At 65.0% G+C, this 25353-nt stretch carries 25 protein-coding genes, 3 tRNA genes and 1 pseudogene; 13 read left to right on the plus strand and 16 right to left on the minus strand.

The window, feature by feature from the left end:
- Positions 1 to 4: 4 nt before the first annotated feature.
- Both rlmB and rnr read right to left on the minus strand, forming a co-directional pair.
- Positions 5 to 742, minus strand: coding sequence for a 23S rRNA (guanosine(2251)-2'-O)-methyltransferase RlmB (gene rlmB, locus ACFWP0_RS08940; protein WP_377841323.1), 738 nt, complete (start codon positions 740 to 742; stop codon positions 5 to 7).
- 140 nt (positions 743 to 882) lie between these two features.
- Positions 883 to 3348, minus strand: a complete 2466-nt coding sequence (gene rnr / locus ACFWP0_RS08945; RefSeq protein ID WP_377841325.1) for a ribonuclease R — start codon at positions 3346 to 3348, stop codon at positions 883 to 885.
- Positions 3349 to 3559: 211 nt separating this feature from the next.
- On the opposite strand from rnr, the gene ACFWP0_RS08950 reads away from it, so the two are divergent.
- Positions 3560 to 3644: transfer RNA gene (locus ACFWP0_RS08950), tRNA-Leu, on the plus strand.
- 193 nt (positions 3645 to 3837) lie between these two features.
- Here ACFWP0_RS08950 and ACFWP0_RS08955 read toward each other — a convergent pair.
- Complete coding sequence (locus ACFWP0_RS08955) at positions 3838 to 4449, minus strand: tRNA-uridine aminocarboxypropyltransferase (RefSeq protein ID WP_377841327.1); 612 nt, start codon at positions 4447 to 4449, stop codon at positions 3838 to 3840.
- A 150-nt stretch (positions 4450 to 4599) separates the two neighbouring features.
- Here ACFWP0_RS08955 and ACFWP0_RS08960 point away from each other — a divergent pair.
- Positions 4600 to 4684 (plus strand) — tRNA-Leu (locus tag ACFWP0_RS08960).
- A 138-nt stretch (positions 4685 to 4822) separates the two neighbouring features.
- Here the strand turns inward: ACFWP0_RS08960 and ACFWP0_RS08965 are convergent.
- The gene (locus ACFWP0_RS08965) at positions 4823 to 5266 is read right to left on the minus strand and encodes a GNAT family N-acetyltransferase (protein WP_377841329.1); all 444 of its coding nucleotides are present in this window, start codon (positions 5264 to 5266) and stop codon (positions 4823 to 4825) included.
- A 118-nt stretch (positions 5267 to 5384) separates the two neighbouring features.
- Between ACFWP0_RS08965 and ACFWP0_RS08970 the strand changes: the two genes are divergently transcribed.
- The 5 genes from ACFWP0_RS08970 to ACFWP0_RS08990 all read left to right on the plus strand — a co-directional run bounded on the left by ACFWP0_RS08970 (position 5385) and on the right by ACFWP0_RS08990 (position 11693).
- Positions 5385 to 6278 carry a DMT family transporter gene (locus ACFWP0_RS08970; RefSeq protein WP_377841330.1) on the plus strand — a complete coding sequence of 298 codons (894 nt, stop codon included), beginning with the start codon at positions 5385 to 5387 and terminating at the stop codon, positions 6276 to 6278.
- 33 nt (positions 6279 to 6311) lie between these two features.
- On the plus strand, positions 6312 to 7256 hold the full coding sequence (locus ACFWP0_RS08975) for an AEC family transporter (RefSeq protein ID WP_377841332.1): 945 nt from the start codon (positions 6312 to 6314) through the stop codon (positions 7254 to 7256).
- 9 nt (positions 7257 to 7265) lie between these two features.
- Positions 7266 to 8546, plus strand: a complete 1281-nt coding sequence (locus ACFWP0_RS08980) for an arsenic transporter (protein ID WP_377841855.1) — start codon at positions 7266 to 7268, stop codon at positions 8544 to 8546.
- 156 nt (positions 8547 to 8702) lie between these two features.
- A complete protein-coding gene (locus ACFWP0_RS08985) occupies positions 8703 to 9926 on the plus strand; it encodes a YeeE/YedE family protein (RefSeq protein WP_377841333.1) in 1224 nt (407 codons plus the stop codon).
- Positions 9927 to 10028: 102 nt separating this feature from the next.
- Positions 10029 to 11693, plus strand: coding sequence for an FMN-binding glutamate synthase family protein (locus ACFWP0_RS08990; protein WP_377841334.1), 1665 nt, complete (start codon positions 10029 to 10031; stop codon positions 11691 to 11693).
- A 19-nt stretch (positions 11694 to 11712) separates the two neighbouring features.
- Here ACFWP0_RS08990 and ACFWP0_RS08995 read toward each other — a convergent pair whose 3' ends face one another.
- Complete coding sequence (locus ACFWP0_RS08995) at positions 11713 to 13161, minus strand: phosphatidylserine/phosphatidylglycerophosphate/cardiolipin synthase family protein (RefSeq protein ID WP_377841857.1); 1449 nt, start codon at positions 13159 to 13161, stop codon at positions 11713 to 11715.
- Between the two features lie 54 nt (positions 13162 to 13215).
- Positions 13216 to 13551: a YqjD family protein gene (locus ACFWP0_RS09000; RefSeq protein WP_377841336.1), complete on the minus strand. Its 336-nt coding sequence runs from the start codon at positions 13549 to 13551 to the stop codon at positions 13216 to 13218.
- 362 nt (positions 13552 to 13913) lie between these two features.
- Here ACFWP0_RS09000 and egtD point away from each other — a divergent pair, with 362 nt between their 5' ends.
- The 4 genes from egtD (at position 13914) to ACFWP0_RS09020 (ending at position 16890) form a co-directional block, all read left to right on the plus strand.
- Positions 13914 to 14891 (plus strand): L-histidine N(alpha)-methyltransferase, encoded by a 978-nt coding sequence (egtD, locus tag ACFWP0_RS09005; protein ID WP_377841338.1) that lies wholly within the window; start codon positions 13914 to 13916, stop codon positions 14889 to 14891.
- Between the two features lie 35 nt (positions 14892 to 14926).
- A complete protein-coding gene (egtB, locus tag ACFWP0_RS09010) occupies positions 14927 to 16243 on the plus strand; it encodes an ergothioneine biosynthesis protein EgtB (protein WP_377841339.1) in 1317 nt (438 codons plus the stop codon).
- Between the two features lie 148 nt (positions 16244 to 16391).
- Positions 16392 to 16468 (plus strand) — tRNA-Met (locus ACFWP0_RS09015).
- Between the two features lie 203 nt (positions 16469 to 16671).
- Positions 16672 to 16890 (plus strand): hypothetical protein, encoded by a 219-nt coding sequence (locus ACFWP0_RS09020; RefSeq protein ID WP_377841341.1) that lies wholly within the window; start codon positions 16672 to 16674, stop codon positions 16888 to 16890.
- Here the strand turns inward: ACFWP0_RS09020 and ACFWP0_RS09025 are convergent.
- From ACFWP0_RS09025 to ACFWP0_RS09035, 3 genes are read right to left on the minus strand one after another with little or no spacing between them, the layout of a single operon-like run.
- On the minus strand, positions 16887 to 17369 hold the full coding sequence (locus ACFWP0_RS09025; protein ID WP_377841342.1) for a hypothetical protein: 483 nt from the start codon (positions 17367 to 17369) through the stop codon (positions 16887 to 16889). The two genes, ACFWP0_RS09020 and ACFWP0_RS09025, sit on opposite strands and share 4 nt — an antisense overlap.
- Complete coding sequence (locus ACFWP0_RS09030; RefSeq protein WP_377841343.1) at positions 17348 to 17842, minus strand: lysozyme; 495 nt, start codon at positions 17840 to 17842, stop codon at positions 17348 to 17350. Before ACFWP0_RS09030 ends, ACFWP0_RS09025 begins: the two co-directional genes overlap by 22 nt.
- On the minus strand, positions 17839 to 18123 hold the full coding sequence (locus tag ACFWP0_RS09035) for a hypothetical protein (RefSeq protein WP_104145880.1): 285 nt from the start codon (positions 18121 to 18123) through the stop codon (positions 17839 to 17841). The genes ACFWP0_RS09030 and ACFWP0_RS09035 overlap by 4 nt, the downstream gene beginning before the upstream one ends.
- 148 nt (positions 18124 to 18271) lie before the next feature.
- On the opposite strand from ACFWP0_RS09035, the pseudogene ACFWP0_RS09040 reads away from it, so the two are divergent.
- Positions 18272 to 19312 (plus strand): annotated as a pseudogene (locus tag ACFWP0_RS09040) (acyltransferase family protein); the annotation flags it as partial.
- Between the two features lie 78 nt (positions 19313 to 19390).
- Positions 19391 to 20308: an SGNH hydrolase domain-containing protein gene (locus ACFWP0_RS09045; protein WP_377841859.1), complete on the plus strand. Its 918-nt coding sequence runs from the start codon at positions 19391 to 19393 to the stop codon at positions 20306 to 20308.
- A gap of 12 nt (positions 20309 to 20320) precedes the next feature.
- Here the strand turns inward: ACFWP0_RS09045 and ACFWP0_RS09050 are convergent, their stop codons facing one another.
- From ACFWP0_RS09050 to ACFWP0_RS09080, 7 genes are read right to left on the minus strand one after another with little or no spacing between them, the layout of a single operon-like run.
- Entirely contained in the window at positions 20321 to 20722 is a 402-nt protein-coding gene (locus tag ACFWP0_RS09050; RefSeq protein ID WP_377841345.1) for a tail fiber assembly protein, read from the minus strand.
- A gap of 2 nt (positions 20723 to 20724) precedes the next feature.
- The gene (locus ACFWP0_RS09055) at positions 20725 to 21699 is read right to left on the minus strand and encodes a hypothetical protein (protein WP_377841347.1); all 975 of its coding nucleotides are present in this window, start codon (positions 21697 to 21699) and stop codon (positions 20725 to 20727) included.
- Positions 21700 to 22350 carry a DUF2612 domain-containing protein gene (locus ACFWP0_RS09060; protein WP_377841349.1) on the minus strand — a complete coding sequence of 217 codons (651 nt, stop codon included), beginning with the start codon at positions 22348 to 22350 and terminating at the stop codon, positions 21700 to 21702.
- Positions 22347 to 23537 (minus strand): baseplate J/gp47 family protein, encoded by a 1191-nt coding sequence (locus ACFWP0_RS09065; protein ID WP_377841351.1) that lies wholly within the window; start codon positions 23535 to 23537, stop codon positions 22347 to 22349. The genes ACFWP0_RS09060 and ACFWP0_RS09065 overlap by 4 nt, the downstream gene beginning before the upstream one ends.
- Positions 23530 to 23874, minus strand: a complete 345-nt coding sequence (locus ACFWP0_RS09070) for a hypothetical protein (protein ID WP_377841353.1) — start codon at positions 23872 to 23874, stop codon at positions 23530 to 23532. The genes ACFWP0_RS09065 and ACFWP0_RS09070 overlap by 8 nt, the downstream gene beginning before the upstream one ends.
- Positions 23871 to 24578, minus strand: coding sequence for a Gp138 family membrane-puncturing spike protein (locus tag ACFWP0_RS09075; RefSeq protein WP_377841355.1), 708 nt, complete (start codon positions 24576 to 24578; stop codon positions 23871 to 23873). The genes ACFWP0_RS09070 and ACFWP0_RS09075 overlap by 4 nt, the downstream gene beginning before the upstream one ends.
- Entirely contained in the window at positions 24563 to 25339 is a 777-nt protein-coding gene (locus ACFWP0_RS09080) for a baseplate hub protein (RefSeq protein WP_377841357.1), read from the minus strand. Before ACFWP0_RS09080 ends, ACFWP0_RS09075 begins: the two co-directional genes overlap by 16 nt.
- Between the last annotated feature and the right edge of the window lie 14 nt (positions 25340 to 25353).

A 25353-nucleotide genomic window follows, 5' to 3' on the forward strand; every position in this document is an offset into this window, starting at 1 on the left:
CAAATTACGCCTGGCGCTGGCGCACGGTTTCGTACAGGCAGACGGCGCTGGCCACGCTGACGTTCAGGCTTTCAACCGAACCCAGCATGGGAATGTTCACGAGCTGGTCGCAGGTTTCGCGCGTCAGGCGGCGCATGCCCTCGCCTTCGGCGCCCATGACCCACCCCATCGGCTGGCGCGCATCGATCTGGTGCATGCTGCCGGTGGCCTGGTCGTCGGTGCCCACCAGCCATACCCCGCGGTCCTTCAGGCTGCGCATGGTGCGCGCCAGGTTGGTCACCATCAGGTAGGGCACGGTGTCCGCCGCGCCGCAAGCCACGCGCTGCACGGTCGCGTTCAGGCCGACGGCCCGGTCGCGCGGCGCGATCACGGCGTGCACGCCCGCGGCATCCGCGGTGCGCAGGCAGGCGCCCAGGTTGTGGGGGTCGGTCACGCCGTCAAGAATCAGCAGCAGAGGCGGCCCCTCGATCACGTCGAGCACCTCGTCGACATCGACCGCGAGCTGGCGCTCATCGGCCAGCGCCACGACGCCCTGGTGGCGCGTGCCGCGCGACAGGCCGTCCAGGCGCTCCATCGGGACCGGATGCAAGCGGCACCCCGCCTTTTCCGCCTGTTCGATGAGCGTCTGCATGCGCTTGTCGCGGCGCGAGGCCTCGACATAGATTTCCTTGATCGACTCGGGCGCGTGGCGCAGCCGCGCGACCACCGCGTGAAACCCGGCCAGAACTTGGGTCGACGCCATAAATGCAATACCTTTAGATAAACGAATACCCGCCCCAGAGCGGGGCGGGCCACCGGACCAAGCCGGCCATAACCGCAATGTTACCCCTTAAGGCCGCGCCGCCAAACGACGGCATGGCCATAAGGAACGTGAATCGCGCGTCAGTGCCGCTTGTGGACAGCCTTCTTGGCCGGCGCGGCGCGCTTGGCCGCCTTGGGCGGCTTGCTGGCCTTCTTGGCCTCGGCGCGCCTTTCCTTGGCGGTCTGGCCCTTCAGGGCGGCGGGCTTGGGCGATGCCGCTTTCTTCACGCGGCGCACCGGCTCGTCGGGCCCGCGGGCGGCCGCCTTGCGCAATGCGTCGAAGCTGGTGCCCTGCACCAGGCGGAATTCGATGCGGCGCGCTTCGAGATCCACGCGCGACACCTGCACCTGCACCTTGTCGGTCAGGCGGTAGCGCATGCCCGTGCGCTCGCCGCGAAGCTCGTGCAGGCCGTCGTTGAACTGGAAGTACTCGCCGCCCAGCTCCGAGACGTGCACCAGGCCCTCGACGTGCAGCGTGTCCAGCGTGACGAAGATGCCGAAGCTGGCCACGCCGGTGACGGTGCCGCTGAAATCCTCGCCCACGCGCTCCTTGACGAACCAGCACTTGAGCCAGGCCTCGACATCGCGCGACGCCTCGTCCGCGCGGCGCTCGGTGGCCGACAGCACCAGGCCCATCTTTTCCCAGATGGCGTGCTCATGCTCGCGCTGCGTGCGGCCGATGACCACGGCGTGGTCGTCCAGGCTGGGCACATAGCGCTGCCCGGCCAGCAGGGCCTTGATCACGCGGTGCGTGAGCAGGTCGGGATAGCGGCGGATCGGCGACGTGAAGTGGCTGTAGCCCGGATAGGACAGGCCGAAGTGGCCCATGTTGTCCGGGCTGTAGACGGCCTGCTGCATGGAGCGCAGGCACATGGACTGCAGCAGCTGATAGTCGGGGCGGCCCCGCACCGAATCGAGGAACTCGCCGTAATCCTTGGCCGTGGGCGCATCGCCCCCTCCCAGCGACAGCCCCATCGTGCGCAGGAACTCGCGCAGCGACAGCAGGCGTTCCGGCGTCGGGCCTTCATGGATGCGGTACAGGCCGGGATGCTTGCTGCGCGTCATGAAGTCGGCCGCGCAGGTGTTGGCGGCCAGCATGCACTCTTCGATCAGCTTGTGCGCATCGTTGCGCACGGACGGCACGATCTGTTCGATGCGTCCCAGTTCGTTGCAGACGATCTTGGTCTCGACGGTGTCGAAGTCGATGGCGCCGCGCTTCTTGCGCCCCTGCGACAGCAACTGGAAGAGCTCGTACAGATGCTGGACGTGGGGCATGACGCTGCGCATCGCGTGCGCGGCCGGACCGCCGGGCTGCTGCAGGGCGGCCCAGATATTCGTGTAGGTGGTCCGCGCATGCGAGTGCATGACCGCGTTATAGAACTGGTAGGCCGTGACCGTGCCGGCCTTGGCGCCCGTGGCGGGGATGACCATGTCGCACACCAGCACCAGGCGGTCAACGTCAGGATTCAGCGAGCACAGGCCGTTGGACAGCGACTCGGGCAGCATGGGGATGACGCGGCGCGGGAAGTACACGCTGGTGCCGCGCTCGATGGCGTCGTCGTCCAGCGCATCGCCCGGACGCACGTAGTGGCTGACGTCGGCAATGGCCACCAGCAGGCGCCAGCCGGGACGCTTGCGCTGGCCGGTGCCAAGCTCCACCGGTTCGCAATACACCGCATCGTCGAAGTCGCGCGCGTCTTCGCCGTCAATGGTGATGAGCGGCACGTCGCGCAAGTCCACCCGGCCCTTCAGGTCGGCCTTCGTCACCACGTCGGGCAGGCGCGCGGCCTGCTTGCGGGCGGCTTCCGAAAACTCGACCGGCACGTCGAACTTGCGCACCGCGATCTCGATCTCCATGCCGGGATCGTCGATCTCGCCAAGCACCTCGGCCACGCGGCCCAGCGGCTGCGTATGGCGCGTGGGCTGCGCCATGATTTCCACCGCGACGACCTGCCCGTGCTGGGCGCCATTGGTGTCGCTGGGCGGAATCAGGATGTCGTGCTTGATGCGCTGGTCCTCGGGCGCGACGATGGACAGGCCGTGCTCGTGCAGGAAGCGCCCCACCAGCTTGTTGGTGCGGCGTTCGATGACTTCGACAATGGTGCCTTCCGGCTTGCCCCGGTATTCGCCCGTCGGCTTGACCAGCACGCGGTCGCCGTGCAGCACCTTGAGCATTTCGCGCGGGGACAGGAACAGATCGGGCCCGCCGTCGTCGCGCAGCAGGAAGCCGAAGCCGTCGCGGTGGCCCAGCACCTTGCCGGCGACGAAGTCCAGCTTGGTAGCCAGCAGCAGCACGCCCTTGCGGTTGGGCATCAATTGCCCGTCGCGCTCCATGGCGCCCAGGCGGCGCTCAAACCCCACCATCGTCGCCGCACGCTCCACGCCCATGCGCTCGGCCAGTTCAACCGGAGACAACGGCGAACCCGCGGCGCGCAGCGCCGTCAGGATGGCTTCACGGGACGGGACATCAGGGTCGAAGTCCGGCGGCGCTTCGGGCAAGGGTGTTGATCTGTTGTTATTCGATTCGTTATTCGATCGTTTTGCCAAAGCTAAAATTTCCGTATATAATGCGCAGCTTCTGTGGTTCGCCCAAGGCTGAACACTGAAGCAGAAAATGGTCAGAGGGGTTGAATAGACCCATTGTAAAACCAACTGCGCTCGGGACGCATGTTTTAGTTCAACAGTTTAGTTAAATGTTGAACCAAGCGATGCAACTAGAGCGGCAGCGTAGCACATAGTTCTGACAGTATCTCTCAGTGCCCAGGTGGCGGAATTGGTAGACGCGCACGGTTCAGGTCCGTGTGCCGCAAGGTGTGGAGGTTCGAGTCCTCTCCTGGGCACCACGGAATTCTAATCAGGGCAATCTTCGATTGCCCTGAGAGCAAAGGCTAAAAAGCCCCGGAAATCGAAAGATTTTCGGGGCTTTTGCTTTGCGCGGTTAAACCAGGATCGCGCGCCGTCCATATTATCCAAACGGGTCCAAGTTGGGCTTGCGCCCCGCCCCGGATTATCCCGGCGCGCCAAAATTCCCTTTCCTCAACGCCAGGGAACCTTGCGATTCAAATGATGGCGCGCATACAGATCCGCGCCCATGCCGTCGATCTGCCCGTCGATCAGGGCTTCAAAAGGCTTGAGCAGCGCGTCGAAGTTGCGCGGGGCCTCGATGGCGTTTAACGCATGCGTCACCGCCTCGATGGTGGACAAGGCGCCCGGCACATCGGCGTGGCGCACCCGATAGCGCGTGGACAGGCCGGGGGGCAGCATCACCCGCGGCAAGGCGGCAAGCGCGGGATTGATATGCAGCAGCTTGCGCGCATGCCCCCAAGTGCCGTCCGGCACGATCAGCTGGATGGGCAGGCCCAGGTCCTGCCCGTAGCCCGGTTCCAGCACCTCGGCCCCATCGCCGGGAAACAGCAGGCGCGGCGCAAGACCAGGCGCCGCCAAATCGCTTTCGGAAAAATATTCGCCCACCACCCGGCGCGCCCCCGCCAGGCCAAGCACCGCAAGCCTGGCCGTGTTCAAGGCGTGGCGCGCCTCGCTGGGATGCTGCAGCACCACCACGCGGGTGGCGCAGGAAAGCGCGGGGATCAGGGCGCAAAGGCAGTGCGATTGAGGACGCAGGCAACGCGTGCAGAGGGTACGAGACATGGGCGACACTATATCGAAAGCGGCCCGAACAAAAAAAAGTGAAAAAAACGCGCGACGACTTGCACACTTTAAAAAAAGTATGCATAATCTCGTTCCTCTGCTGCTGAACACGAAACAACGCGAAAGCGAAGCAAAATGTAAAGCACCAGCGCCCAGGTGGCGGAATTGGTAGACGCGCACGGTTCAGGTCCGTGTGCCGCAAGGTGTGGAGGTTCGAGTCCTCTCCTGGGCACCAATTATTACATCACGAGGTACCTGTCGTGATGCGCCAAGAAAAACCCCGTACGCGAAAGCGTCCGGGGTTTTTTCTTTTCCGGCTGCCGCCTCAGGGCCGGCCGGCCAGCCGGCGCCCCCAAAGGCGACACGCCCCGCCCTACTTCAGCACGCGCGTCATGACCACGTGCGGAATGCCGGCCTCGACGAATTCCTCGCCTTCCACCGTGAAGCCGTGCGCCTCGTAGAAGCCCGCCGCATGCGTCTGCGCATGCAGCACCAGCATGCGGTGGCCGTCGCCGTGGCCCTGGCCGATCAGCGCGTCCAGCAATTGGCTGCCCACGCCCATGCCGCGCGCCCGCTTGTGCACGGCCATGCGGCCGATGTGGCCGTCGGGCAGCAGGCGCCCCGTGCCCATCGGCGTGCCGTCGGGCCCATAGGCCACGGCATGCACGGACACTGCGTCGTCGTCATCCAGTTCGACCTCGGGCGGCACGTTCTGCTCCACCACGAATACCTCGTGGCGAACCGAATAGGCGTCTTCCCGCAGGCGGTCCCAGGTCCCCAGAGCGATACGCACCGTTGCTTGTTTGTTGGTCGACATGTCCTTCCCCTCGCGTGCAGCAAATGAATAAAAGAATCCTACGCCGCATTCTCGCAGGGATGAAGGAAGTACGAAAAGGGGTACGATCGCGGCTTGCCCACGTCGCCCATGCTCCGCCATGCCGCCTGCCGCTCCTCCCGCCTGGTTGAAAGCCGCGCCCGCGCTTTTCCTGCTTCTGTGGTCCAGCGGCTTCGTCGTGCTCAAGGTGGGGCTGGCCTATGCCGATCCGTTGACGTTCCTGGCGCTGCGCTACGCCTGCGTCGTGCTCATTCTGGCGCCGTTCCTGCTCGTGCTGCGTCCGCCCCTGCCTGCCGGCGCCAGCGCCTGGGGCCACCTGGCGATGGTCGGCCTGCTGTTGCAGGCAGGCTACTTCTGCTTCACCTACCTGTCGCTCAAGCAAGGCATGTCGGCGGGCGCGCTGGCGCTGATCACCTCGCTGCAACCCATTCTGATCGGCCTGCTGGCGCCGGCGATCGCGCATGAGCGGGTCGACGCCAGGCGCTGGGCGGGCCTCGCGCTCGGCGTTTCGGGCGCCGCGCTGGTCATCGTCGCCAAGGCCTCGATCGATGTGCTGGCGCCGCTGGGGCTGCTGTTCGGGGTGAGCGCCCTGCTTTGCATCACCGGCGGCACCCTGTACGAAAAACGCTTCGGCTCGCAGACCCATCCCGTCACCTCCAACCTGGTGCAATACAGCGTGGGGCTTGGCGTCACGGCGCCGCTGGCGTTCTGGCTGGAGCCGCTGCACATCGAATGGACCGGCGCCCTGCTGGGTTCGCTCGCCTATCTGGTGGTGGGCAACTCCCTGGTGGCAATCACCCTGCTGCTGACCATGATCCGCCACGGCGAAGCCTCGCGCGTGTCCGCGCTGTTCTTCCTGGTTCCGCCGTGCACGGCCGTCATCGCCCTGCTGGTCCTGGACGAGCCGATACCCGTCCTGGCCTGGCCGGGCATGGCGCTGGCCGCGCTGGGCATCCTGCTGGTCACGCGCACGGCACGCGGCGCGCCCAAGTAGAATGGGCGCCTTCCCGCCCCCGCCCTCCCGCCCATGAACGCCGTTGTCACCGCCGCCCTGCCGGTCTTTGCGCTGATCCTGACCGGCTGGCTGGCCGCCCGGTGGCGCGTGCTAGGGCCCGGCGCCACCGACGCGCTGAACCGCTACGTGGTCTACCTGTCCTTGCCGGCGCTGCTGTTTCGCGCCATGACGCAGGTGGACCTGGCGCACATGGCGCACTGGGGGTTCGTCGGCGCGTTCGCGGGCGGCATCGCCGTCACCTTCCTCGTGTCCTTCCTGCCGCGCAAGCGCGCCCCCCATGCGCTGACCGACCGCAGCATCGAGGGCCTGGCCGCGTCCTACGCCAACGCCGGCTACATGGGCATTCCGCTGTGCCTGGCGCTATTTGGCGCGGAAAGCCTGGCGCCCGCCACCTTCACCACGCTGCTCACCGCCAGCGTGCTGTTCGGCTTTGCCATCGCGCTCATCGAGTTCGACCGCCAGCAGACGCCCAACCTGCCGGCAACCCTGCTCAAGGTCGGCCGCGCCCTGATGCGCAATCCCCTGCTGGTCGCGCCGGTGCTGGGCCTGGCCTGGGCCGCCACCGGACTGGCCCTGCCCGAAGGCCTGGACCGCTACGTGTCCTTGCTGGGCGCCTCCGCCAGCCCCTGCGCGCTGGTGACCATCGGCCTGTTCCTGGCGCAAACGGAAACCTCCAGCGCGGGACCCGGCGTGCTGCGCCTGGTGACGGGCAAGCTCCTGCTGCAGCCAGCCGTGACGGCGGTGCTGGCCTTCTACATATTCCCCATGCCCCCGCTGTGGGCCTGGACCGCCGTGCTGATGAGCGCGCTGCCGATCGGCACCGGCCCCTTCATGCTGGCCAAGATGTACGGGCGCGATGCCCGCGTGACCTCGCGCGCCATCCTGGTCTCCACCGTGGCTTCGGTGCTGACCGTCAGCCTGCTGGTGGCCTGGATCAGCGCCCACCCCATTTCCTGATTCATGACCATGCTGCTCGCCATCGCCATTTTCGTGCTCACCATCACGCTGGTCATCTGGCAGCCCAAAGGCCTTTCCATCGGCTGGAGCGCCGTGATCGGCGCGGGCCTTGCGCTGGCCACAGGCGTGGTTCACCTGGCCGACATCGCCGACGTCTGGCGCATCGTCTGGAACGCCACCGCCACCTTCATCGCCATCATCGTCACCAGCCTGATCCTGGACGAAGCGGGCTTCTTCGAATGGTCCGCGCTGCACGTGGCGCGCTGGGGCGGCGGACGCGGACGGCTGCTGTTCGTGCTGATCGTCCTGCTGGGCGCCGCCGTTTCCGCGCTGTTCGCCAATGACGGAGCCGCGCTGATCCTGACGCCTATCGTCATGGAGATGCTGCTGGCCCTGGGATTCGGTCCGGGCGCCTCGCTGGCCTTCGTGATGGCCGCGGGCTTCATCGCGGACACCGGCAGCATCGCGCTGATCGTGTCCAACCTGGTGAACATCGTGTCGGCGGACTTCTTCGGCATCGGTTTCGGCGAATACGCCTCGGTGATGCTGCCCGTGAACCTGATGGCCGTCGGCTCCACGCTCGCCGTGCTGCTGCTGTTCTTTCACCGCAGCATCCCGCCGCGCTACGACGTGAGCCAACTGCCGGCGCCCGCCTCGGCCATACGCGACCGGATCACGTTCCGCGCCGGCTGGGTGGTGCTGGGCCTGCTGCTGGCGGGCTTTTTCATCCTGGAGCCGCTGGGCATCCCCGTCAGCGCCATCGCCGCCGCCGGCGCGCTGGGCCTGCTGCTGATCGCGGGCCGCCAGCATGTGGTCGGCACCCGCCGCATCATGCGCGAGGCCCCCTGGCATATCGTGATCTTCTCGCTCGGCATGTACCTGGTGGTGTATGGCCTGCGCAATGCCGGCCTGACGGCCCATCTGGCGCGCGTGCTGGACCATTTCGCGGAATACGGCTTGTGGGGCGCGGCAATGGGCACCGGCCTCATCACCGCCTTCCTGTCGTCCATCATGAACAATCTGCCGACCGTGCTGATAGGCGCCTTGTCCATCGCGGACACCAGCGCCACGGGTCCGGTAAGAGACGCGATGATCTATGCCAACATCATCGGCAGCGACCTCGGCCCCAAGATCACGCCGATCGGCAGCCTGGCCACGCTGCTCTGGCTGCATGTGCTGGCGCGCAAGGGCCTGCGCATCACCTGGGGCTACTACTTCAAGGTGGGCATCGTGCTGACGCTGCCCGTGCTGCTGCTGACGCTGGCGGCGCTGGTGTGGCGGCTGCAATGAGCCGGGAGACCTCCCCTTTATATAACTTCTAGTTATTATTCAATCATGAATTGATGTTTTGAGATATTTGACCGCCGTTCTAGACTGGCGGCTATCCCCACGGGTGCGGCTACGCACCCGTTTGCTTTTACGTTTTTGATTCCCCCGGGACTCCCCATGAGCGCCAACGCTTCCTCCCTGCCCCTGCCCTCGGCCCTGCCGCCCATACAGATCAACCGCAAGCCGCTCTGGATCGCGCTCCTGCTGGTGCTGGCCGGCGCGCTGTACCTGAACCAGACCGTCAGCTGGCGCCAGGGCGCGCTGTGGGTGATCGGCGCCCTGCTCGGCGTCACCCTGTACCACGCTTCGTTCGGCTTCACCCAGGCCTGGCGCGTGTTCGTGTCGGATCGGCGCGGCGCGGGCCTGCGCGCGCAGATGTTCATGCTGGGCGTCGGCGTGCTGCTGTTCTTTCCCTTCCTGGCCGCGGGCACGCTGTTCGGCCAGCCCGTCAGCGGCTTCGTGTCGCCCCCGGGCGTGTCGGTCCTGCTGGGCGCCTTCCTGTTCGGCATCGGCATGCAACTGGGCGGCGGCTGCGCATCAGGCACGCTGTTCGCCGTTGGCGGCGGCAATACCCGCATGCTGGTCACGCTGCTGTTCTTCATCGTGGGCTCGGTGATCGCCACCGCCAACTTCGGCTGGTGGTCCAGCCTGCCCGCGCTGGCGCCCACCTCGCTCATCAAGACCTGGGGCCTGGCGCCCGCGCTCATCGCCAACCTCGCGGTCTTCGCGCTGATCGCCTGGGCCGCCACGGCGCTGGAAAAGCGCCGTCACGGGCATGTGATCTCATTCGCCTCGCGCACCGCGCGGCCCGCCTCGCTGCTGCAAGGCCCGTGGCCGCTGATCTGGGGCGGCGTGGCGCTGGTGGCGCTGAACTTCGCCACGCTGGCGCTGGCCGGACGGCCATGGGGCATCACGTCCGCCTTCGCGCTGTGGGGCGCCAAGGCGCTGGACGCGGTGGGCGGCGACGTGGCCACCTGGGCCTACTGGAGCAAGCAGCCGTCGCTGGCCGCGCCGCTGCGCCAGGACGTCACGACCGTCATGGACATCGGCCTGATGCTGGGCGCGCTGGCCGCCGCCAGCGCCGCCGGCAAGTTCGCGCCCATCTGGAAGGTGCCCGCCCGTTCGCTGGCTGGCGCCGTCATCGGCGGCCTGTTGCTGGGCTATGGCGCGCGCCTGGCCTTCGGCTGCAATATCGGCGCCTACTTCAGCGGCATCCTGTCGGGCAGCCTGCATGCGTGGCTGTGGCTGCCGGCGGCGTTCGCCGGCAGCGCGCTGGGCGTCCATCTGCGCCCGCTGTTCGGCCTGGCCGTCGAAAAGACGCCGCCGGCATCCAGCTGCTGAGAAACAGTGTTCCAAGAAAGGCCCCCCTGAGGGGCCTTTCTTTTGGCGGCTCGCCATCTTCGCTGGTGTATGGTTGCTCCATTCCGCAACACGGAGATGGACATGAACTGGATTGCCGGCCGGTACTCGGCCTTTTTCTTGACCCTGGCGGGCGCCGCAGTCACGGCCGTCCTGGCCGCGGCAAGCTCGCTGTGGTGGCTGGCGGCCGCCGTGCCGCTGGCGCTGCTGAGCGCGCTGGGCGTCTACGACCTGATCCAGACCCGGCACGCCATCCGGCGCAACTACCCGGTGCTGGGCAACCTGCGCTTCCTGTTCGAATTCATCCGGCCCGAGATTCGCCAGTACTTCCTGGAAGACGACACGCAAGCCTCGCCGTTCTCGCGCGCGCAGCGCTCCATCGTCTACCAGCGCGCCAAGCGCGAGATCGACAAGCGCCCCTTCGGCACGCAGGAAGACGTCTACGGCGACAGCTACGAATGGATCAACCATTCGATGTCGCCCTCGCACATCAACGACACGGACTTCCGTGTGACCGTGGGCGGCCCCGAGTGCAAGCAGCCCTATTCCATGTCGGCTTTCAACGTGTCGGCCATGAGCTTTGGCGCGCTGTCGGCCAATGCCGTCCTGGCATTGAATGAAGGCGCCCGCCAGGGCGACTTCGCGCACGACACCGGCGAAGGCGGCATCAGCCGCTATCATCGCCAGCCGGGCGGCAGCCTGGTGTGGAACATCGGCTCGGGCTACTTCGGCTGCCGCGACGAGCACGGCGCGTTCTCCGAGGAGGCCTTCGTCAAGAACGCCTGTACGCCGCAGGTCAAGATGATCGAAATCAAGCTGTCGCAGGGCGCCAAGCCCGGCCACGGCGGCATCCTGCCCGCGGGCAAGGTGACGCCCGAGATCGCCGAGGCGCGCGGCGTCGCCGCCTGGCAGGACTGCAACTCGCCGGCCAGCCACTCCGCCTTCGATACGCCCATCGGCCTGATGAAATTCGTGGCGCGCCTGCGCGAACTGTCGGGCGGCAAGCCGGTAGGCTTCAAGTTCTGCGTGGGCCACCCGTGGGAGTGGTTCGCGATCGTCAAGGCCATGCTGGAGACCGGCATCACGCCGGATTTCATCGTGGTGGACGGCGCGGAAGGCGGCACGGGCGCCGCCCCCGTGGAGTTCGTCGACCACGTCGGCACGCCGTTGCGCGAAGCGCTCAGGCTGGTCCACAACACGCTGATCGGCGTAAACCTGCGGGACCGCATCAAGCTGGGCGCGTCCGGCAAGATCATCACCGCCTTCGACATGGCCCGCGTCATGGCCATGGGCGCCGACTGGTGCAATGCCGCGCGCGGCTTCATGTTCGCCATCGGCTGCATCCAGGCCCAGGCCTGCCACACCGGCAAGTGCCCCACCGGCGTCACCACGCAGGACCCCTTGCGCCAACGCGCGCTGGTCGTGCCCGACAAGGCGCAGCGCGTCGCCAACTTCCATAAGAACACCCTGCATGCGCTGGCCGAACTGCTGGCGGCGGCCGGACTGACCCATCCCGGCCAATTGCGTCCGCACCATATCGCGCGCCGCATCTCTTCCAGCGAAATTCGCCTGCTGTCCGCGCTGTTCCCCGAACTCGCGCCGGGCGAGCTGCTGCGCGGAGAATTCCGCCATCAGGTGTTCCGCGCAGGCTGGGCGATGGCGCAAGCCCAGTCGTTCCAGCCCACGCATGACATCACCACTGCCCTGGCGCGGGAACACGCCGCGCAAGCCGCGCCCGGCCACGCCTGAAGCGGCTGCGGCCGGGGCGCTACAGCCAGCGCTCGAACATGCGCGAAAAGAACTCCATGAAGCGGTCATCCACGCCCCGGTCCTTCCAGGCCTCGGGCGTGATCTGCACCGAATCGGCCACGTCGCGCTGGAACAGCGCTTCCATTTCGCCCGCGAACTCCGGCCCCAGCACCACAGCGTTGACCTCGTAGTTCAACGCGAAGCTGCGCCAGTCCATGTTGCTGGATCCCACCGTGGACCAGACGCCATCGACCACCGCCGTCTTGGCGTGCAGCAGCGCGTCGCGCCGCTCGTGGATCTTGACGCCGGCGCGCAGCAGGTCGGTGTAATGGGAGCGTCCGGCATTGAACACCAGCGACGAATCGCTAAAGCCCGGCAGCACCAGCACGACGTCCACGCCGCGCCGCGCGGCAGCCGCCAGCACTTCGATGAAGGCCGGATCCGGCACGAAGTACGCCATGGTGATGTGTATGGACTTCTGCGCGCTTTCAAAAGCGGACATCAGGGTGAGATAGACGGTGTATCCGTCGCTGCGATCGGGCTGGTTGGCCAGGATGCGCACGCTTGTATCTCCCATCGGCGGCGCCACATGCGCGCCGCCGCCCTTGATCGGCTCCTTGGCCTGCGACTCCCACCCTGCCTGGATGATCTGCTCGAGCTGCGCCACCGCCGGGCCCTCGATGCGCAGATGCGTGTCGCGCCACGGCGCGCCCTTGGCGTCGCCGGCAGGCTGCGCATCGGGCTTGCCCGCGCCGGACCCGATTCCGGACCCGGACCCGCTGCCGGACCCGCCCCCTGACAAGGACGAGGACTGGTAGACGCTGCTGACGTTGATCCCGCCCAGGTAGCCCACCTTGCCGTCCACCACCAGCACCTTGCGGTGGTTGCGCTGGTTGGGCGACCACCCGGCGCGGCCGCTGACCGGGTTCACCGGGTTGAACACCGCGACCTGCACCCCGGCTACGCGCAAGCGCTCGAACAAGGCGTCGGGCGTCTTGAGCGTGCCGACCGCATCGACCATCAGGGACACCTCGGCGCCGCGGTTGCGCGCCGCGATCAGCGCCTCGGCGAATCGCGCCCCTTCGGCATCGTCGTCGAAGATATAGGTTTCCATGTGGACGTATCGGCGCGCCTGTCCGATGGACTGCAGCATGGCCTTATACGTGCTGGGGCCGTCCGCCAGCAGGCGCACGCGGTTGCCGGGCACCAGCGGCGCGCCGCTGACCGCCTGCTCCACGGCCAGATGGCGCGCAAGGAAATCGTCCTTGGGCGTTCGCGCATCCGCCACGATGCCCTGCCCGCGGCGATAGCTGTCGCGAGCCGCGTCGGCGGACAGGCCCGCCTGCGTCGCGCGGGCGTGGCGCTCCTGCGCGTCCGGCACGCGGGCGCAAGCGGCCAGCAAGGACGCGGCGCAGGCAAGCAGCAGCGCGCGCGCCCACCGGCGCGCGCCGGACGCCCAATGCGGCATGTCCGGACGCGGCCCGACCCGGCCGCAGGCCGGAGGCGGCCTCATGATGGCCCTTTAGCGCCGGGTGCCCGCCAACAGGCAGCAGCCGAGCACGGCGCCTATCAATGCGGCAACGCCCACCGACTTCCAGGCGTGCTCGTGGACATACTCGTCGGCATAGGCGGTTGCGCGACGCGCGCGCTCTCGGGCGATGCCTTCCCAATCGCCCGCGGATTCCCGCGCGTCGGCCAATTGGCGCTTCAGGCGAGCACGCGCCGCCTCGATTTCGGAGCCCGTGTACGAAGCCGTCGAACGCAGCAGGTCTTCCGTCCCGGCAAGCAGCTCATGCAGGCTGTCGTTTACCCGTTCACGATGCAAAGCCATCTCAGCGCGTTGATGCTTTCGATTCATAGTCGCTCCTTGTGCTTGTTGGGCCTGGCGGCGTAGGCCTGTCTGACGCAATGCAACATCGCGCCAGCCCGAGGCGCTGCCTCGTTCGACCGAAGCCCATTGTGACCATCATTGGGCTGCCGCGCCCGAGCTTTCGCAACCAGCCGTAAACCTATATTTCAGCGGACCGAAACTTGCTGGGAGTCCTGGCCGGCCGTGGGCCGGCATACGCCGGATGCGCCCCCGGCACGGCCCGGCGCGCATCTCCGATTTCGTAAAAGTCCATTGCATTCAGTGGCTTAGCGCTTGACACCTGAACCCCTTCAACCGCCACAATAAGCCTTTGCAATGCGCTTCAACCGCCCCGAAAAGGAACTGAACGCATGGTTTCCCCCTCTGCACTTCTTGCCCCCGTCGCGCCGGAATTCCTTGCGCGGCAGCTTCAACGCCCCAGCGCCGAGCAGATCGAATTGCGCGACGGGCTGATGGACCAACCTGCCCACATCGATCCCAAGTTCCTGTACGACGCGCTGGGCTCATCGCTCTTTACCGCCATCACGCAGCTGCCCGAGTACTACCCCACGCGCTGCGAAGCCGAAATCTTCCAGCGCCATGGCGGCGACATCGCGCGCCACATCGGCCCGGTGCAGGCGCTGATCGACCTGGGCGCGGGCGATTGCGTCAAGGCGGAACGGCTGTTTCCCAGCCTGCGGCCCAGCCATTACGTGCCCGTCGACATCTCGGCCGATTACCTGCAGGCCGCGGTGCGCAGGCTGAAGCTCTCTTATCCCGACCTGAGCATCACCGCCGTCGGCCAGGACTTTTCCCACACGCTTGCGCTGCCCGACGGCATCCCCCACGAACAGCGGCTGTTCTTCTACCCCGGGTCCAGCATCGGCAACCTGGGCCCTGACGACGCCTACGAAATGCTGCGGCGGATCCGCGAGGCCTGCCCGGGCGGAGGGCTGCTGGTGGGCGTGGACCGGGTCAAGTCCAGGCAAGTGCTGGAACCCGCCTACGACGATGCGCTGCATCTGACGGCGGCGTTCAACCTGAACCTGCTGCGGCACGTGAACAGTGTGCTGGCCGCCGACTTCGATGTGGACGACTGGCGCCACGTGGCGATCTTCAACAGTGCAAGGTCCCGCATCGAAATGCACCTGGAAGCGCGGCGCGCGTTGCGCGTGGCCTGGCCGGGCGGCGAGCGCGAGTTCAGCGCCGGCGAACGCATCCACACGGAGAATTCCTACAAGTTCACCCCGCTGGCATTCAGCGACCTGCTCCAAAGCGCGGGCTATCGCGATGTGGCGCACTGGTCGGATACGCGCGGCTGGTTTTCGGTTTTCAGCGCCCGCGCCTGACGCGGAACCACCCACAACGCCACTGGAGGATCGCCATGGAACCTGCCTGCCTGCTGACTCATCCCGCCATCGGGCCGTACGCCACGGGACAAGCCGGGCAGCACGACCGGTACGACGCCGTGCGCTCCACCAGCACGGCCCTGGCGGCCCCCCTCAGTCCGGAGGACTGCCAGGTGCAGTCCATGCCCGACTGCAGTCCCGTCAAATGGCATCTGGCGCACACCACCTGGTTCTTCGAGACCTTCCTGATCTCGCGTTTCGATCCGTCCTGCGCGGCGTTCCATCCGCAGTACCGCATGCTGTTCAATTCCTATTACAACGCCATCGGCGCCAAGCACCCGCGCCCTCAGCGGGGCCTGCTGTCGCGCCCGGCGCTGGCCGACGTGCAGCGCTACCGGCAGCACGTCGACGACGCCATGCACGCGCTGATCTCGCGCCTGGGCGGCAACGACCCGGCCTTCGACGCGCTGCTTGAACTCGGCCTGAACCACGAGCAGCAGCACCAGGAACTGATCCTGACCGATATCAAGCACATGCTCTCGTGCAACCCGCTCAAGCCCGCCTACGTGGCGACAGGCTCGCCCGCCCTGCCTCCCGCGACGCCCGTAGGCTGGACCCGCTACGACGGTGGCATCGCGCGCATCGGCCACGACGGGCAAGACTTCGGCTTCGACAACGAAGGCCCCGCCCATGAGGTGCTGCTGGTTCCGTTTTACCTGGCCGACCGCCTGGTGACGCAGCTCGAATACCTGGCCTTCATCCGCGACGGCGGCTACAAGCGGCCCGAACTCTGGCTGTCCCTGGGATGGGAACTCGCCTGCGCCCAAGGCTGGCGCGCGCCGCTCTACTGGGAGGGCGAACGCGACCAATGGCGCGTCTTCACGCTGCGCGGCATGCAAGACCTGGAATTGCAGGCGCCAGTGACCCACCTCAGCTATTTCGAGGCCGACGCCTACGCCCGCTGGGCCCGCGTGCGCCTGCCGCGCGAAGCCGAATGGGAGCACGCGGCCCGGCAGTTGGCGGACGGTACATTCTCAGCCCGCGCCAATATGCTGGAAAACGGCCACCTGGACCCGCGCCCCGCGCCCGCCCGCAATGGCTCGGGCGGCCCGGTGCAGCTTTTTGGCGACGCCTGGGAATGGACTTCCAGCGCCTACGACGCGTACCCCGGCTTCCGGCCCGACGCCGGCGCCGTGGGCGAATACAACGGCAAGTTCATGTGCAATCAATACGTGCTGCGCGGGGGCTCATGCGTGACGCCGCGCGACCACATCCGAGCCACCTACCGCAATTTTTTCCCGCCGGAGGCGCGCTGGCAGTTCTCCGGTATCCGGCTTGCGCGCGACGCCTGAAATGCGCCCCTGAATTTCGCGGTTTGGCCCGCTTGCGCGCCCCAAAAATTTCATGCTAGAATTTCGTTCTTCGTTAGCCACCCGTTGCAACGCAAAGCGATGTGTGAAGAAAAACCCGATCAAAACTCGGGCAAAACAACGAAGCGATGGCGCATTAGCTCAGCCGGTTAGAGCGACGGAATCATAATCCGCAGGTCCCCTGTTCGAATCAGGGATGCGCCACCAAAGAATTCAAGGGCCTCCACGTAAGTGGGGGCTTTTTTCTTTGGGGCGTTTTGGACGGATTATTAGACAGCATCTAATATCCAGTAGGTCATACAGTACCTGCGGAGAACCCCAAATGTGCGGCCGCATCGTTCAAACGCCCGGCAATCAACCCCCATTTAATGCGGGAATATACTGGATGCTCAACCAGTACATAACGAGCCATGAACGACAACGGAATCCTGGAACAGGTGCAGGGCCAGTACGTGGCCGAGGCCATCAAGACGCTGCCGCCGGCCGAAACGGCAGAGGATCGCGACCACTTCGCCGAGGTCGACGCTGGCCACGCCGGGCGCGTGCGGCTCACCTTCCGCAAACAGAAGGCCAAGCGCGGAAAGTTCAGCCATTGGTTCTGGCGTGCCAGCCGGGCGGACGCGGTCTAGGGCGCAGCGCCCAGCCCCCTGATATAGCCCTGCAGGCCGTTCACTTGGTCAGCCCATCGTGCAGCATCTTTTCCCAGCTGCTCATATCGTCCGACACACGATCCAATAATTCCGATCCAGTCGGGGCCGGCTGCATCAGGTCCGCCGCCGGTTCCGGTAGCCTCGGTGCGCCGCTGGGCGAGCTGGCGCAGCAGCCCGTCAATGCGACCACGCTGAGCGACAACAGTCTTTTCAGCAGCCTCTCGCGCCAGGACGGCGCCGCGGTGTTTGGCATCAGCACGATCCCTTTCCTCCTGCCACGCGCGCTCAATGGCGGCCTGGCGCTTTTCAATTTCCGCCTGCTTCGCGTCGGCGCCGGCCTGGTACTGCTGGGCGCCGTACCACTGGCGCTCCACCACTACGGCCCCAAACAGCAGCACGCCGAGCACTGCGGCTGCTGCGTAGCCCTTCCAGCCCGTCATTGCTGCAAGCAGACCCATGTGTTTGCCTCCCGGCGCGTAACCAGGCCCGGCAACGTGACAAGCACGCCGCCCTGACGTCCTTTGACCCAGCGGTTCAGCTCGGCGCACCCGCCGACATAGTCGCGCGCGTTGAACTTGCGCCGCATGGTGGACGAGGCCAGATTGCCTGCGCCGAGGTTGTAGGTGAAGTCGATCAGCGCCGCGCGCTGCCACTCGTTCAGCGGCACCGTGATCAGACGCCGCACCGCCGCGTCGGCCTCGGCCAGATCTGCGTCGCGCCAGGCGTCGCATTCGGCATCCGTGTAGATCCGCTTCGGGTCGATGTCCGCCCCAGTGTGTCCGTCGCATACGGTGAGCACACCCACCGGGTCGATGTAGGGTTTGCCGCGCACCTTGCCCGGCTCGAAGTGTGCGACCAGCACGCCCGCGATGGCAATCGCGCCGGCGCTGCCGGCCGCCAGCAGCTTCCGTTTCAGGCTGCCCAAAATCATTTGATTCCCCTCCATGCCGAATAGGCCGTGATGATTGCTGTGCCCAGGCCCACGATGTAGGCCAGCGGCTTCGCCACCCTGCCCAGGCCCTGCAAGACCTTGAACCCGCCAGACAGCGCCTGGAACGTGTCGACGATGTCCTGCGTGTTCTGCCGGATCGTCTCGATTGACGATGTGTTCCGCGCCGTGGCTTCCGCGTTGTGGGCCATGTCTTGCTCCATTTGCACGACGCGCGCGTGCAGCGACTTGATAAAGGCGTCGGACAGATGCTCGTCAGCCATGGAAATTCCTTTGAAGCGACAACATCGCGTCCCCTATAGACGTGAAAAAGCCCGCCGAAGCGGGCTTTGGGTTTTTCGAAGTTCTCTTACAATTCCGGATCGTGACAATTTTCTGACCCGTCGCACAGAGCGTAGGAGCTGGTCTGTAATGGCTTTACCACAACAAAAACGAGAATACCGAGCCGATATCGACGGCCTCCGGGCGGTGGCCGTACTTGCCGTTGTAGTCTTTCACGCCTTCCCCGACTTCCTCCGAGGAGGCTTCGTCGGCGTGGATGTGTTTTTCGTCATCTCCGGATACCTGATTTCCGGAATCATCTTCCGCGGGCTGCAGAATGGGAATTTCAGCTTTGCGACCTTTTATGGCCACCGGGTTAAGCGGATTTTCCCGGCATTGCTTCTGGTGCTGGCCGCTTCGTTCGCCGCGGGCTGGTTTGTGCTGTTACCCTAAGAGTTCACGCAGCTCGGCAAACACATCGCCACAGGAGCCGGATTCATCCAGAATTTTGCCCTGTGGTTTGAAGACGGCTACTTCAACACGGTATCCGAACTCAAGCCGCTGATGCACCTTTGGTCGCTTGCCGTAGAAGAGCAGTTCTATATCGTCTATCCGATCCTGATCTGGCTTCTATGGCGGGTCCGCATAAACCTGTTGATCAGCATCACCACGATCGCTTTAGTGTCTTTTGTTCTCAATGTCACGACCATCTCCACTGATTCGGTTCGGGTATTTTTCTCGCCTCAATATCGATTCTGGGAAATCATGGCAGGGTGCATCCTGAGCTATATCCAGGTCTTTTCGCAATCGAGCACTGCGAAGTTCGTGCAAACCTGTCGGGATCGTGCACCGGTGAGTCTTCAAGGGAACCGCCTCAATGACGTCGCATCGCTGGCGGGGCTCTTCCTCATCCTCGCCGCCGCGGGCGCGGTAAGCAAACAGGTTCTGTTTCCGGGGTGGTGGGCTGTACCGCCGGTTGCGGGCGCCTTTCTCCTAATTGCCGCTGGCCCTCGAGCGTGGGTCAACAGGAAAATACTATCGCACCGGGTCGCCGTGTTCTTCGGATTGATCAGCTACCCGTTGTACCTTTGGCACTGGCCCCTACTTTCATTTGCCCGCATCGTTGAATCATCCACACCCAGCCCAACCATCAGGGCGAGCGCGGTTGCCATCGCTATTGCACTTGCGTGGGTGACCTATCGCTTCGTCGAGCGGCCAATCCGTTACGGCGATCGTCAGTCGTTTGCCACACCGGCACTTTGCGGCCTGATGATCGTTATCGCTGGTGTGGGCTACTCGACCAATCTCAATAATGGGTTCAGCTTCAGGCAAGAGCGACTCATTGAAGCCAATTTACAGTTCGGATGGGATGGTCTGATCTTCAACCAAGATTGCGCCAATGCTTTTCCCCAATTGGCCGGCGAGCACTGCAATCTCTCGAAGCGCGCCGAACCGACGATCGCCCTTTTGGGGGACTCGCATAGCAACGCCCTCTATCCCGGGCTCGCCCAGGCTGCGGATTCCAACGACGACGTGGTGGTCAATTTCGCCAGGGGTGGTTGCACCCCGTTCTTCGACGTGTCCTCTTTCGAGCGGGGCAAGACGGACTACTGCGCGGACTATACGAATCGCGCGTTGGAATTTAGCGAAAACCATCCCTCTGTCCGAACGATAGTCCTGTCTTCTCGGGGGCCCTTATACATCACGGGGAAGGGCTATAACGAGGGATATGATTGGGTGCTGACTTCGCCAGACGCACCCAATGCGGCCAACTTCAGCGAGGTGTTTGAAGCCGGTATGCGCAAGACATTCTCACGCCTATCGAAGTCCGGAAAGACGATCATATTCGTGATTGACGTTCCAGAAATGGGATTTAACCCTCGCGCTTGCGTGCCCGCCCGACCATGGTCAATTACGGGAAAACCTAAGGACCCGTGCGCTATCCCAAGGTCTGAATACGATCTGCGGAATACCGCCTATCGAGCCATAGTCGAAAAAGTCGCCGCAAGCTTCCCGACAGTGAAGGTCGTCGACCCGAGCCGGATCCTATGCGACGATGAATATTGCTGGGCCATGAGAGACGGAAAACTAGCCTACCGAGATGACGACCATCTTTCTGTGTTCGGCTCGTCCATAGTTGCTCAACAGATCTTTTCCAACGTCTCCCACGGTGTCGCCGCTCGGTGAATTAGAGCCGTGTTAAGAGGGGGACACAGGCCACTTTACCTCGCCTGGATACCCCTCTTGCTCCGCTGCTCTGTTCAGTAGCACGCGGTACGTCTTCCACTGACGCAACAACTCCGCTTCCTCTTCGGTCGCAATCCCCAGATCCACCGCGTCCTGCAGCGGAGCGATAGCCGACGCGGCCATGCTCATCAGAGCCGACTTCGTGGCGTCGACCTGAGCAGCGACGGCCTCTTCGCCAAGCGGAGGCGGCGAGAGAAATCGAGCGCCCTCGTAGGACCAGCCCTCTGCGGGTTTAGGAGCCAGGTCGCTCACATCTACCCATACCAGCGCCGGATGAAATAACTCGGCCATTTCCTGATCGGTGCTGAACAGCTCAACGACAAGGCCTTCACTGACTCTCGCATAGGTTCGCATACTCAGCCCCAGATCAGAACTTGGCCGGCGACACCCGCGCCGCCGATCGATTGCGTCGAAGATCCACCCGCGCCACCGCCGCCACCGCAGCCCGCACCGCGCCCTTGCTGTCCGACGGCGATGCCCGGGCCGGGTGCGTTGCTGGCTCCGCGAGGCGCGGACCCTCCCGGCCATCCGTAGACGAGCGTTCCGGAGGCGTTCGAGATTGACGGGCCCACGCCGTTGTTGCCCGGGATGGTGAAATCCGCGCCCGTCGCGGCAGCGCCGCCGATTCCGCCACCCGTGCCTCCACCAGCACCACCCGCGCCGCCCGGAATGGACATAAACGCGCCGACCGACGACGCCCCGCCCGCGCCTCCGCCGATGCCGGCCGACGGGCCGGCAGCCCCGGCAGCACCAACGACGATGCTAATGACTTGGCCAGGGGTGACATCGATCCACTTCAGACCGTAGGCACCCGAGCCAGCCCCGTTGCCGGAGCTGAGCCCGCCACCGGCGCCGCCGCCACCGCCACCACCCCAGCCCTCAGCCAGGATCCGATAGACACCAGCAGGGACAGTGAACGAGAAGGTGCCCGCCGTGGCGTAGGAGGCCAGCATCGCGGCGCCGGACCGCGTGGGCAACGGAGACCATGCCGAAATCCCGGGCGCGGGTTCAACGGTATTGCTGTCCGCCGTGGAACGGTACACAACGCCGTTGTGGCTCACGTATGCCGCCAAGGGCCAACCACCATCGATCGTCTGCCATTTGGCGAAGCCATGCAGTTGCATTTCACCAAGAGCAAGCGTCAACTCGTTGATGACGCCGTTCATCTCCGCCCGACCAACGGGGCGATAGTTCGGGTTGTCGTTGGGCAACTCGTAGTCGGGCGTCCAGCCCGCCTGCAGCGAGACCTTCCCATCAGGTTGGTCCGCCGTCGCTAGCGCCTCTTTGTCGCCAGTTGCGGCGAACGGGGTTTTGTAGATGCGGGTAGCCATTTATGCTCCGAAGTTTCCGTTTTCGAAATTGAGGTGTGCGGGGCCGAAGCCCCACGACGGTTTGATCTGCACCTTCCAACCAACTCCCACCGTTGAGGGCCGCGGCAAGATGTCGGTCCTCTCAAGCAGGCGCCGCAGCCTGTAGTCGGGCGCTTGGGAGAAGAAGAAGGTCACCAAGCTCATGTCATAGCTATCCGCCACGAAGGCGGACCCGATCCCGAAAACGCTTTCCAACGCACGGTTGATGTTCGGCGCCGTTGGCCGCATGGTCAGTTGGAACCATCGGAGCTTCAGCAGCTTTCGGGCAGACTCAATGTCGAGGCTTACCTGGCCGTCGCTGGCCCGCCCAAAGTTGCCGTTCTCGAAGTTCGCATTGTTCACCCCGAACCCGAACACACCTTCCACCCGCCGCGGTGCACCGATCTCAAGCGACACGCCGAGGATCCGGGCCCAGACTGAAAGTCCGAATTCGTTCGCCGTGTCCAGGTCGAAGACGTCCCGGTGCCAGTTTCTCCAGAACTCTGACTGGTGGTCATCGATCCACACCTGGTCGTTCCGCGCCAGCGCGACAGCGCGCGGGGCGCCTTCGTACTGCCAGAGGATGGACCGCATTAGGTCGACTGAGAAGTCGAATTGTTGGGTTCCGCTCATGCAATCACCACCTGGATGGAACTTCGCTGCGTGCGCGCGATCTCGTTGGGCGCGATTTCCATCGTGTCTGGCGACCAGGTGCCTGAGCCGACGACCGACAGTTCTACCTTCTTCACAAAGATGGTCGGTTCCTGCTGGTTGATAGCGCTGGCCAGTTCGAACGTCGAGACGTCGCTACCGACAACGAAACTGACATCGCCCTCGATGTCGCCGTTGACGTAGTTCATGATCAAGTCCGGGATCAGCTGCTGGACGTCCAGAGAGCTGTCCCGAACGGTCACCCGGATCAAAAGGGCGATTTCCTCAGGCCGGTCGAACTTCACCTCGTACAGCCGGCCGTTCACCGGATCCGGAACCTGGACAACGACCGCGCCGTTGTAGCCGCCGCCGACGGTCTTGGTCTCGAACAGCGCCTGCGCCACCTCTTGATCCGTGCCACCCTCCACGCATGCCCAGATACTGTGCTTGCGCATGGGGATACCGTCGATCACCTGATCGAAGTCGGCGTAGTTCTCCAGGTAGTAGCAGGAGCGAACCGCCTCGATGCTGTAGAGCCGCGACACGATCGCCTCGTTGATCGATGTCGTCTGCAGCGCCAGCGTTTGCGCGCGCCGGCGCCGCAAGAGAACATCGTTCTCCTCCACCTGCCCCGGAATCGCTGCCACGGGGTTGGTGATCGTCTCCCACCCCAGAACGCTCGACGCGACCGTGTTCAGGCCGCCAGGTGGCACTACGATCTCGCCGTCCTGCAGCGCGCGCAGATTGCCCGAGGCGGCGCCGGCCGAATCCAGCACGACCGTCGTGACCAGTTCGAACTGCTCTCCCTGCGCGGTCTCGGCGAGCGAGCCGGCGGGCACGTTCGTGCCGGGGATTCCACCGAGCAGCGCGCCGACGATCAGCGACCTCACGCTGCTACGGCGCCTGCCACCGGTCAGCGCGACGAGAGAGTCCAGAAACACGCCGCCGGCCAGATTCGGGTTGATCTGGTTGGCCAGCTCGGCGTTGTTCCGGGCGATCGCGTCCCGCTCCTCGGTGATGCGGGTGATCAGCATGCCCTGTGGCGTCGCCGGATCCGTCGGCATGTCCTCACCGAACACCGCCCGAAACTCGGCTTCCACCTGGCCCCGAGTGGTGGCCGTGTCCACGACGATGACGCCGCGGTTCGCGATGAAACTGTAATCAGCCATTGATCGTTACCGTGCCGTATGTGGTTTGGAGCGTCGCCGTGTACTTCAGCGTCTCGCCTTCGATTTGGGTGGTCAGGCTAACGATGCCCGTGACGTCCGGCGCGCCCAGAAGCCGCCGGCGCAAGGACGCTTCGAACTGCGCCAGGTTCGGCTGTTTGCTGAATGCTTCCCGCAGGAATGGGATGCCCTCGTCGTAGGCGTGGATCATCTCCGCGCGCGCCGTGGCCGCGAAATGCTTGGCTTCCTGAGCCACGGCGTCTCGATCCGTCACCAGCGCCAGGTTGCCATTGGGCAGCGTCACGAAATCGTTGTCGTCATCAGTTTGGAACGAGATCAATTCGGCGCTCCCGAGTTGCCGCCACCGGTCTGCACGCCGCTATGCGTGTGCGTGCTGCCGATGTTCTTGCCGTTGTGTGTGAGCGTGCCGCCGGCCATCGCCACGTTCCCGCCGCTGGTGGCGACGTTCCCCTTGAACTCTATGTTCCCGATCCATTCCGTCTCGGGTATCTCCACTTTCGCCTTGGGCGCCTTGATCCGGACCTCGCCCGCGTGCAGCGAGATGCAGACCGAGCCATCCAGGGATTGCAGCACCAGGGCGTCGGCGTTCTCCCCGGCGATCGCCCAGTCCTTGATGGTGTCAGGAAAGAACATGGCGTCCGAGAACGAATGCAGCCGCTCCGTGTTCGGCCAGTCTTCCCTGCCGCCCCGCTGGAACATCAGGGACACGTCGCGGTCGTTCGCCTTCAGCCACCCGAAATCGCCCGGCTTGATCGGGAACCGCATGAAGAAACCCCCGCCGCCGAAGCGAAAGACCGGGATGTTCGGGATGCTCCCGCGCGCGATCTTGCGCCCGTCCGTCGTGCCGACCATGATGAGCGGCTTGATTACCGCCCGGTTCGAGGCGTCGTCATAGGACACAACCTGCGCGGGCAGCATGTCATCCAGGTTCTCGCGAATGAACGAACGGATCCACGACTTCAGGACGCCCGACAGGCTTCCATCGTCGGCGCCGTCGATATCGGGGGCTACAGTCGGCTGCATGTCGCTTGATAGAAAAAGGGGTCTTCGTGGCTTGCCACGTCGAACTTCAGTTGATCGATCTTGTAGTCGCCGTTCAGCGACCGGTTGAACTTGCTCTCCAGGCGCAGCGTGCCGCCCAGGACCGACTCGCCGTCGATCAGGTAGGTCACCTCCACGCCCTTTTCCGTCGCCTTCGGGATGCCCACCATGCCGCTGTTCATGTTCAGGATCTTGACCCGGCCGCTGACCGCCTTGTCAAAGTCCTGCACGATCAGCCGGGTGTCGTCCACAAAGGCCCGGACCCCACCAGCCTCGGCCAGGCGGTTCACCTGCCCCAGCGCGCCGCCGGTATAGGTGTAATTGCCGATGAGCTTGTCCAGCGCCTGGAAGACGAGCGTGGCGCCAATGTCCGTGGCCACCGCCGCGGCGATCGCCGACAGTCTCGACGTTGCCTGCGCGCTCTTGGACACCACCAAGCCGTTCGCCGCATTTCCCGTCTTGGATTTCAGGACGATGTCCACGTCCGGCGGGCTACTCGGCTCCGCGCTGATGATGTCGCCCGTGTAGACCTTGAACAACCCCGTCGAAACGCGGCCAACTTCCACGACCAGCCGCTTCGGCGTCCGGTTCTTGTTGAACGGGCTCGTCTCGGTCAGCAGGAAGTCACGCGTCTCGCGCCGCAGGTTCGAGATGGTCACGCTGCACTCGTTCTGCGTCGCGTTGGCGTACTTGGTGCCGCTGGCCTTGATCCGCATGCCATCTGCGGCGCTGTAGTAGTTCATCCGGCCAGATACTT

This window comes from Achromobacter sp. NPDC058515 (assembly GCF_042721735.1).
In the GTDB taxonomy this organism is placed as follows: domain Bacteria; phylum Pseudomonadota; class Gammaproteobacteria; order Burkholderiales; family Burkholderiaceae_B; genus Achromobacter.

What these genes read in the sequence shown, in the direction of transcription:
- rlmB (WP_377841323.1), bottom strand. Translation starts at nt 742, where the DNA reads ATGGCGTCGACCCAAGTTCTGGCCGGGTTTCACGCGGTGGTCGCGCGG.
- ACFWP0_RS08955 (WP_377841327.1), bottom strand. Translation starts at nt 4,449, where the DNA reads ATGTCTCGTACCCTCTGCACGCGTTGCCTGCGTCCTCAATCGCACTGC.
- ACFWP0_RS08965 (WP_377841329.1), bottom strand. Translation starts at nt 5,266, where the DNA reads ATGTCGACCAACAAACAAGCAACGGTGCGTATCGCTCTGGGGACCTGG.
- ACFWP0_RS08970 (WP_377841330.1), top strand. Translation starts at nt 5,385, where the DNA reads ATGCCGCCTGCCGCTCCTCCCGCCTGGTTGAAAGCCGCGCCCGCGCTT.
- ACFWP0_RS08975 (WP_377841332.1), top strand. Translation starts at nt 6,312, where the DNA reads ATGAACGCCGTTGTCACCGCCGCCCTGCCGGTCTTTGCGCTGATCCTG.
- ACFWP0_RS08980 (WP_377841855.1), top strand. Translation starts at nt 7,266, where the DNA reads ATGCTGCTCGCCATCGCCATTTTCGTGCTCACCATCACGCTGGTCATC.
- ACFWP0_RS08985 (WP_377841333.1), top strand. Translation starts at nt 8,703, where the DNA reads ATGAGCGCCAACGCTTCCTCCCTGCCCCTGCCCTCGGCCCTGCCGCCC.
- ACFWP0_RS08990 (WP_377841334.1), top strand. Translation starts at nt 10,029, where the DNA reads ATGAACTGGATTGCCGGCCGGTACTCGGCCTTTTTCTTGACCCTGGCG.
- ACFWP0_RS08995 (WP_377841857.1), bottom strand. Translation starts at nt 13,161, where the DNA reads ATGCCGCATTGGGCGTCCGGCGCGCGCCGGTGGGCGCGCGCGCTGCTG.
- ACFWP0_RS09000 (WP_377841336.1), bottom strand. Translation starts at nt 13,551, where the DNA reads ATGAATCGAAAGCATCAACGCGCTGAGATGGCTTTGCATCGTGAACGG.
- egtD (WP_377841338.1), top strand. Translation starts at nt 13,914, where the DNA reads ATGGTTTCCCCCTCTGCACTTCTTGCCCCCGTCGCGCCGGAATTCCTT.
- egtB (WP_377841339.1), top strand. Translation starts at nt 14,927, where the DNA reads ATGGAACCTGCCTGCCTGCTGACTCATCCCGCCATCGGGCCGTACGCC.
- ACFWP0_RS09020 (WP_377841341.1), top strand. Translation starts at nt 16,672, where the DNA reads ATGAACGACAACGGAATCCTGGAACAGGTGCAGGGCCAGTACGTGGCC.
- ACFWP0_RS09025 (WP_377841342.1), bottom strand. Translation starts at nt 17,369, where the DNA reads ATGGGTCTGCTTGCAGCAATGACGGGCTGGAAGGGCTACGCAGCAGCC.
- ACFWP0_RS09030 (WP_377841343.1), bottom strand. Translation starts at nt 17,842, where the DNA reads ATGATTTTGGGCAGCCTGAAACGGAAGCTGCTGGCGGCCGGCAGCGCC.
- ACFWP0_RS09035 (WP_104145880.1), bottom strand. Translation starts at nt 18,123, where the DNA reads ATGGCTGACGAGCATCTGTCCGACGCCTTTATCAAGTCGCTGCACGCG.
- ACFWP0_RS09045 (WP_377841859.1), top strand. Translation starts at nt 19,391, where the DNA reads ATGATCGTTATCGCTGGTGTGGGCTACTCGACCAATCTCAATAATGGG.
- ACFWP0_RS09050 (WP_377841345.1), bottom strand. Translation starts at nt 20,722, where the DNA reads ATGCGAACCTATGCGAGAGTCAGTGAAGGCCTTGTCGTTGAGCTGTTC.
- ACFWP0_RS09055 (WP_377841347.1), bottom strand. Translation starts at nt 21,699, where the DNA reads ATGGCTACCCGCATCTACAAAACCCCGTTCGCCGCAACTGGCGACAAA.
- ACFWP0_RS09060 (WP_377841349.1), bottom strand. Translation starts at nt 22,350, where the DNA reads ATGAGCGGAACCCAACAATTCGACTTCTCAGTCGACCTAATGCGGTCC.
- ACFWP0_RS09065 (WP_377841351.1), bottom strand. Translation starts at nt 23,537, where the DNA reads ATGGCTGATTACAGTTTCATCGCGAACCGCGGCGTCATCGTCGTGGAC.
- ACFWP0_RS09075 (WP_377841355.1), bottom strand. Translation starts at nt 24,578, where the DNA reads ATGCAGCCGACTGTAGCCCCCGATATCGACGGCGCCGACGATGGAAGC.
- ACFWP0_RS09080 (WP_377841357.1), bottom strand. Translation starts at nt 25,339, where the DNA reads ATGAACTACTACAGCGCCGCAGATGGCATGCGGATCAAGGCCAGCGGC.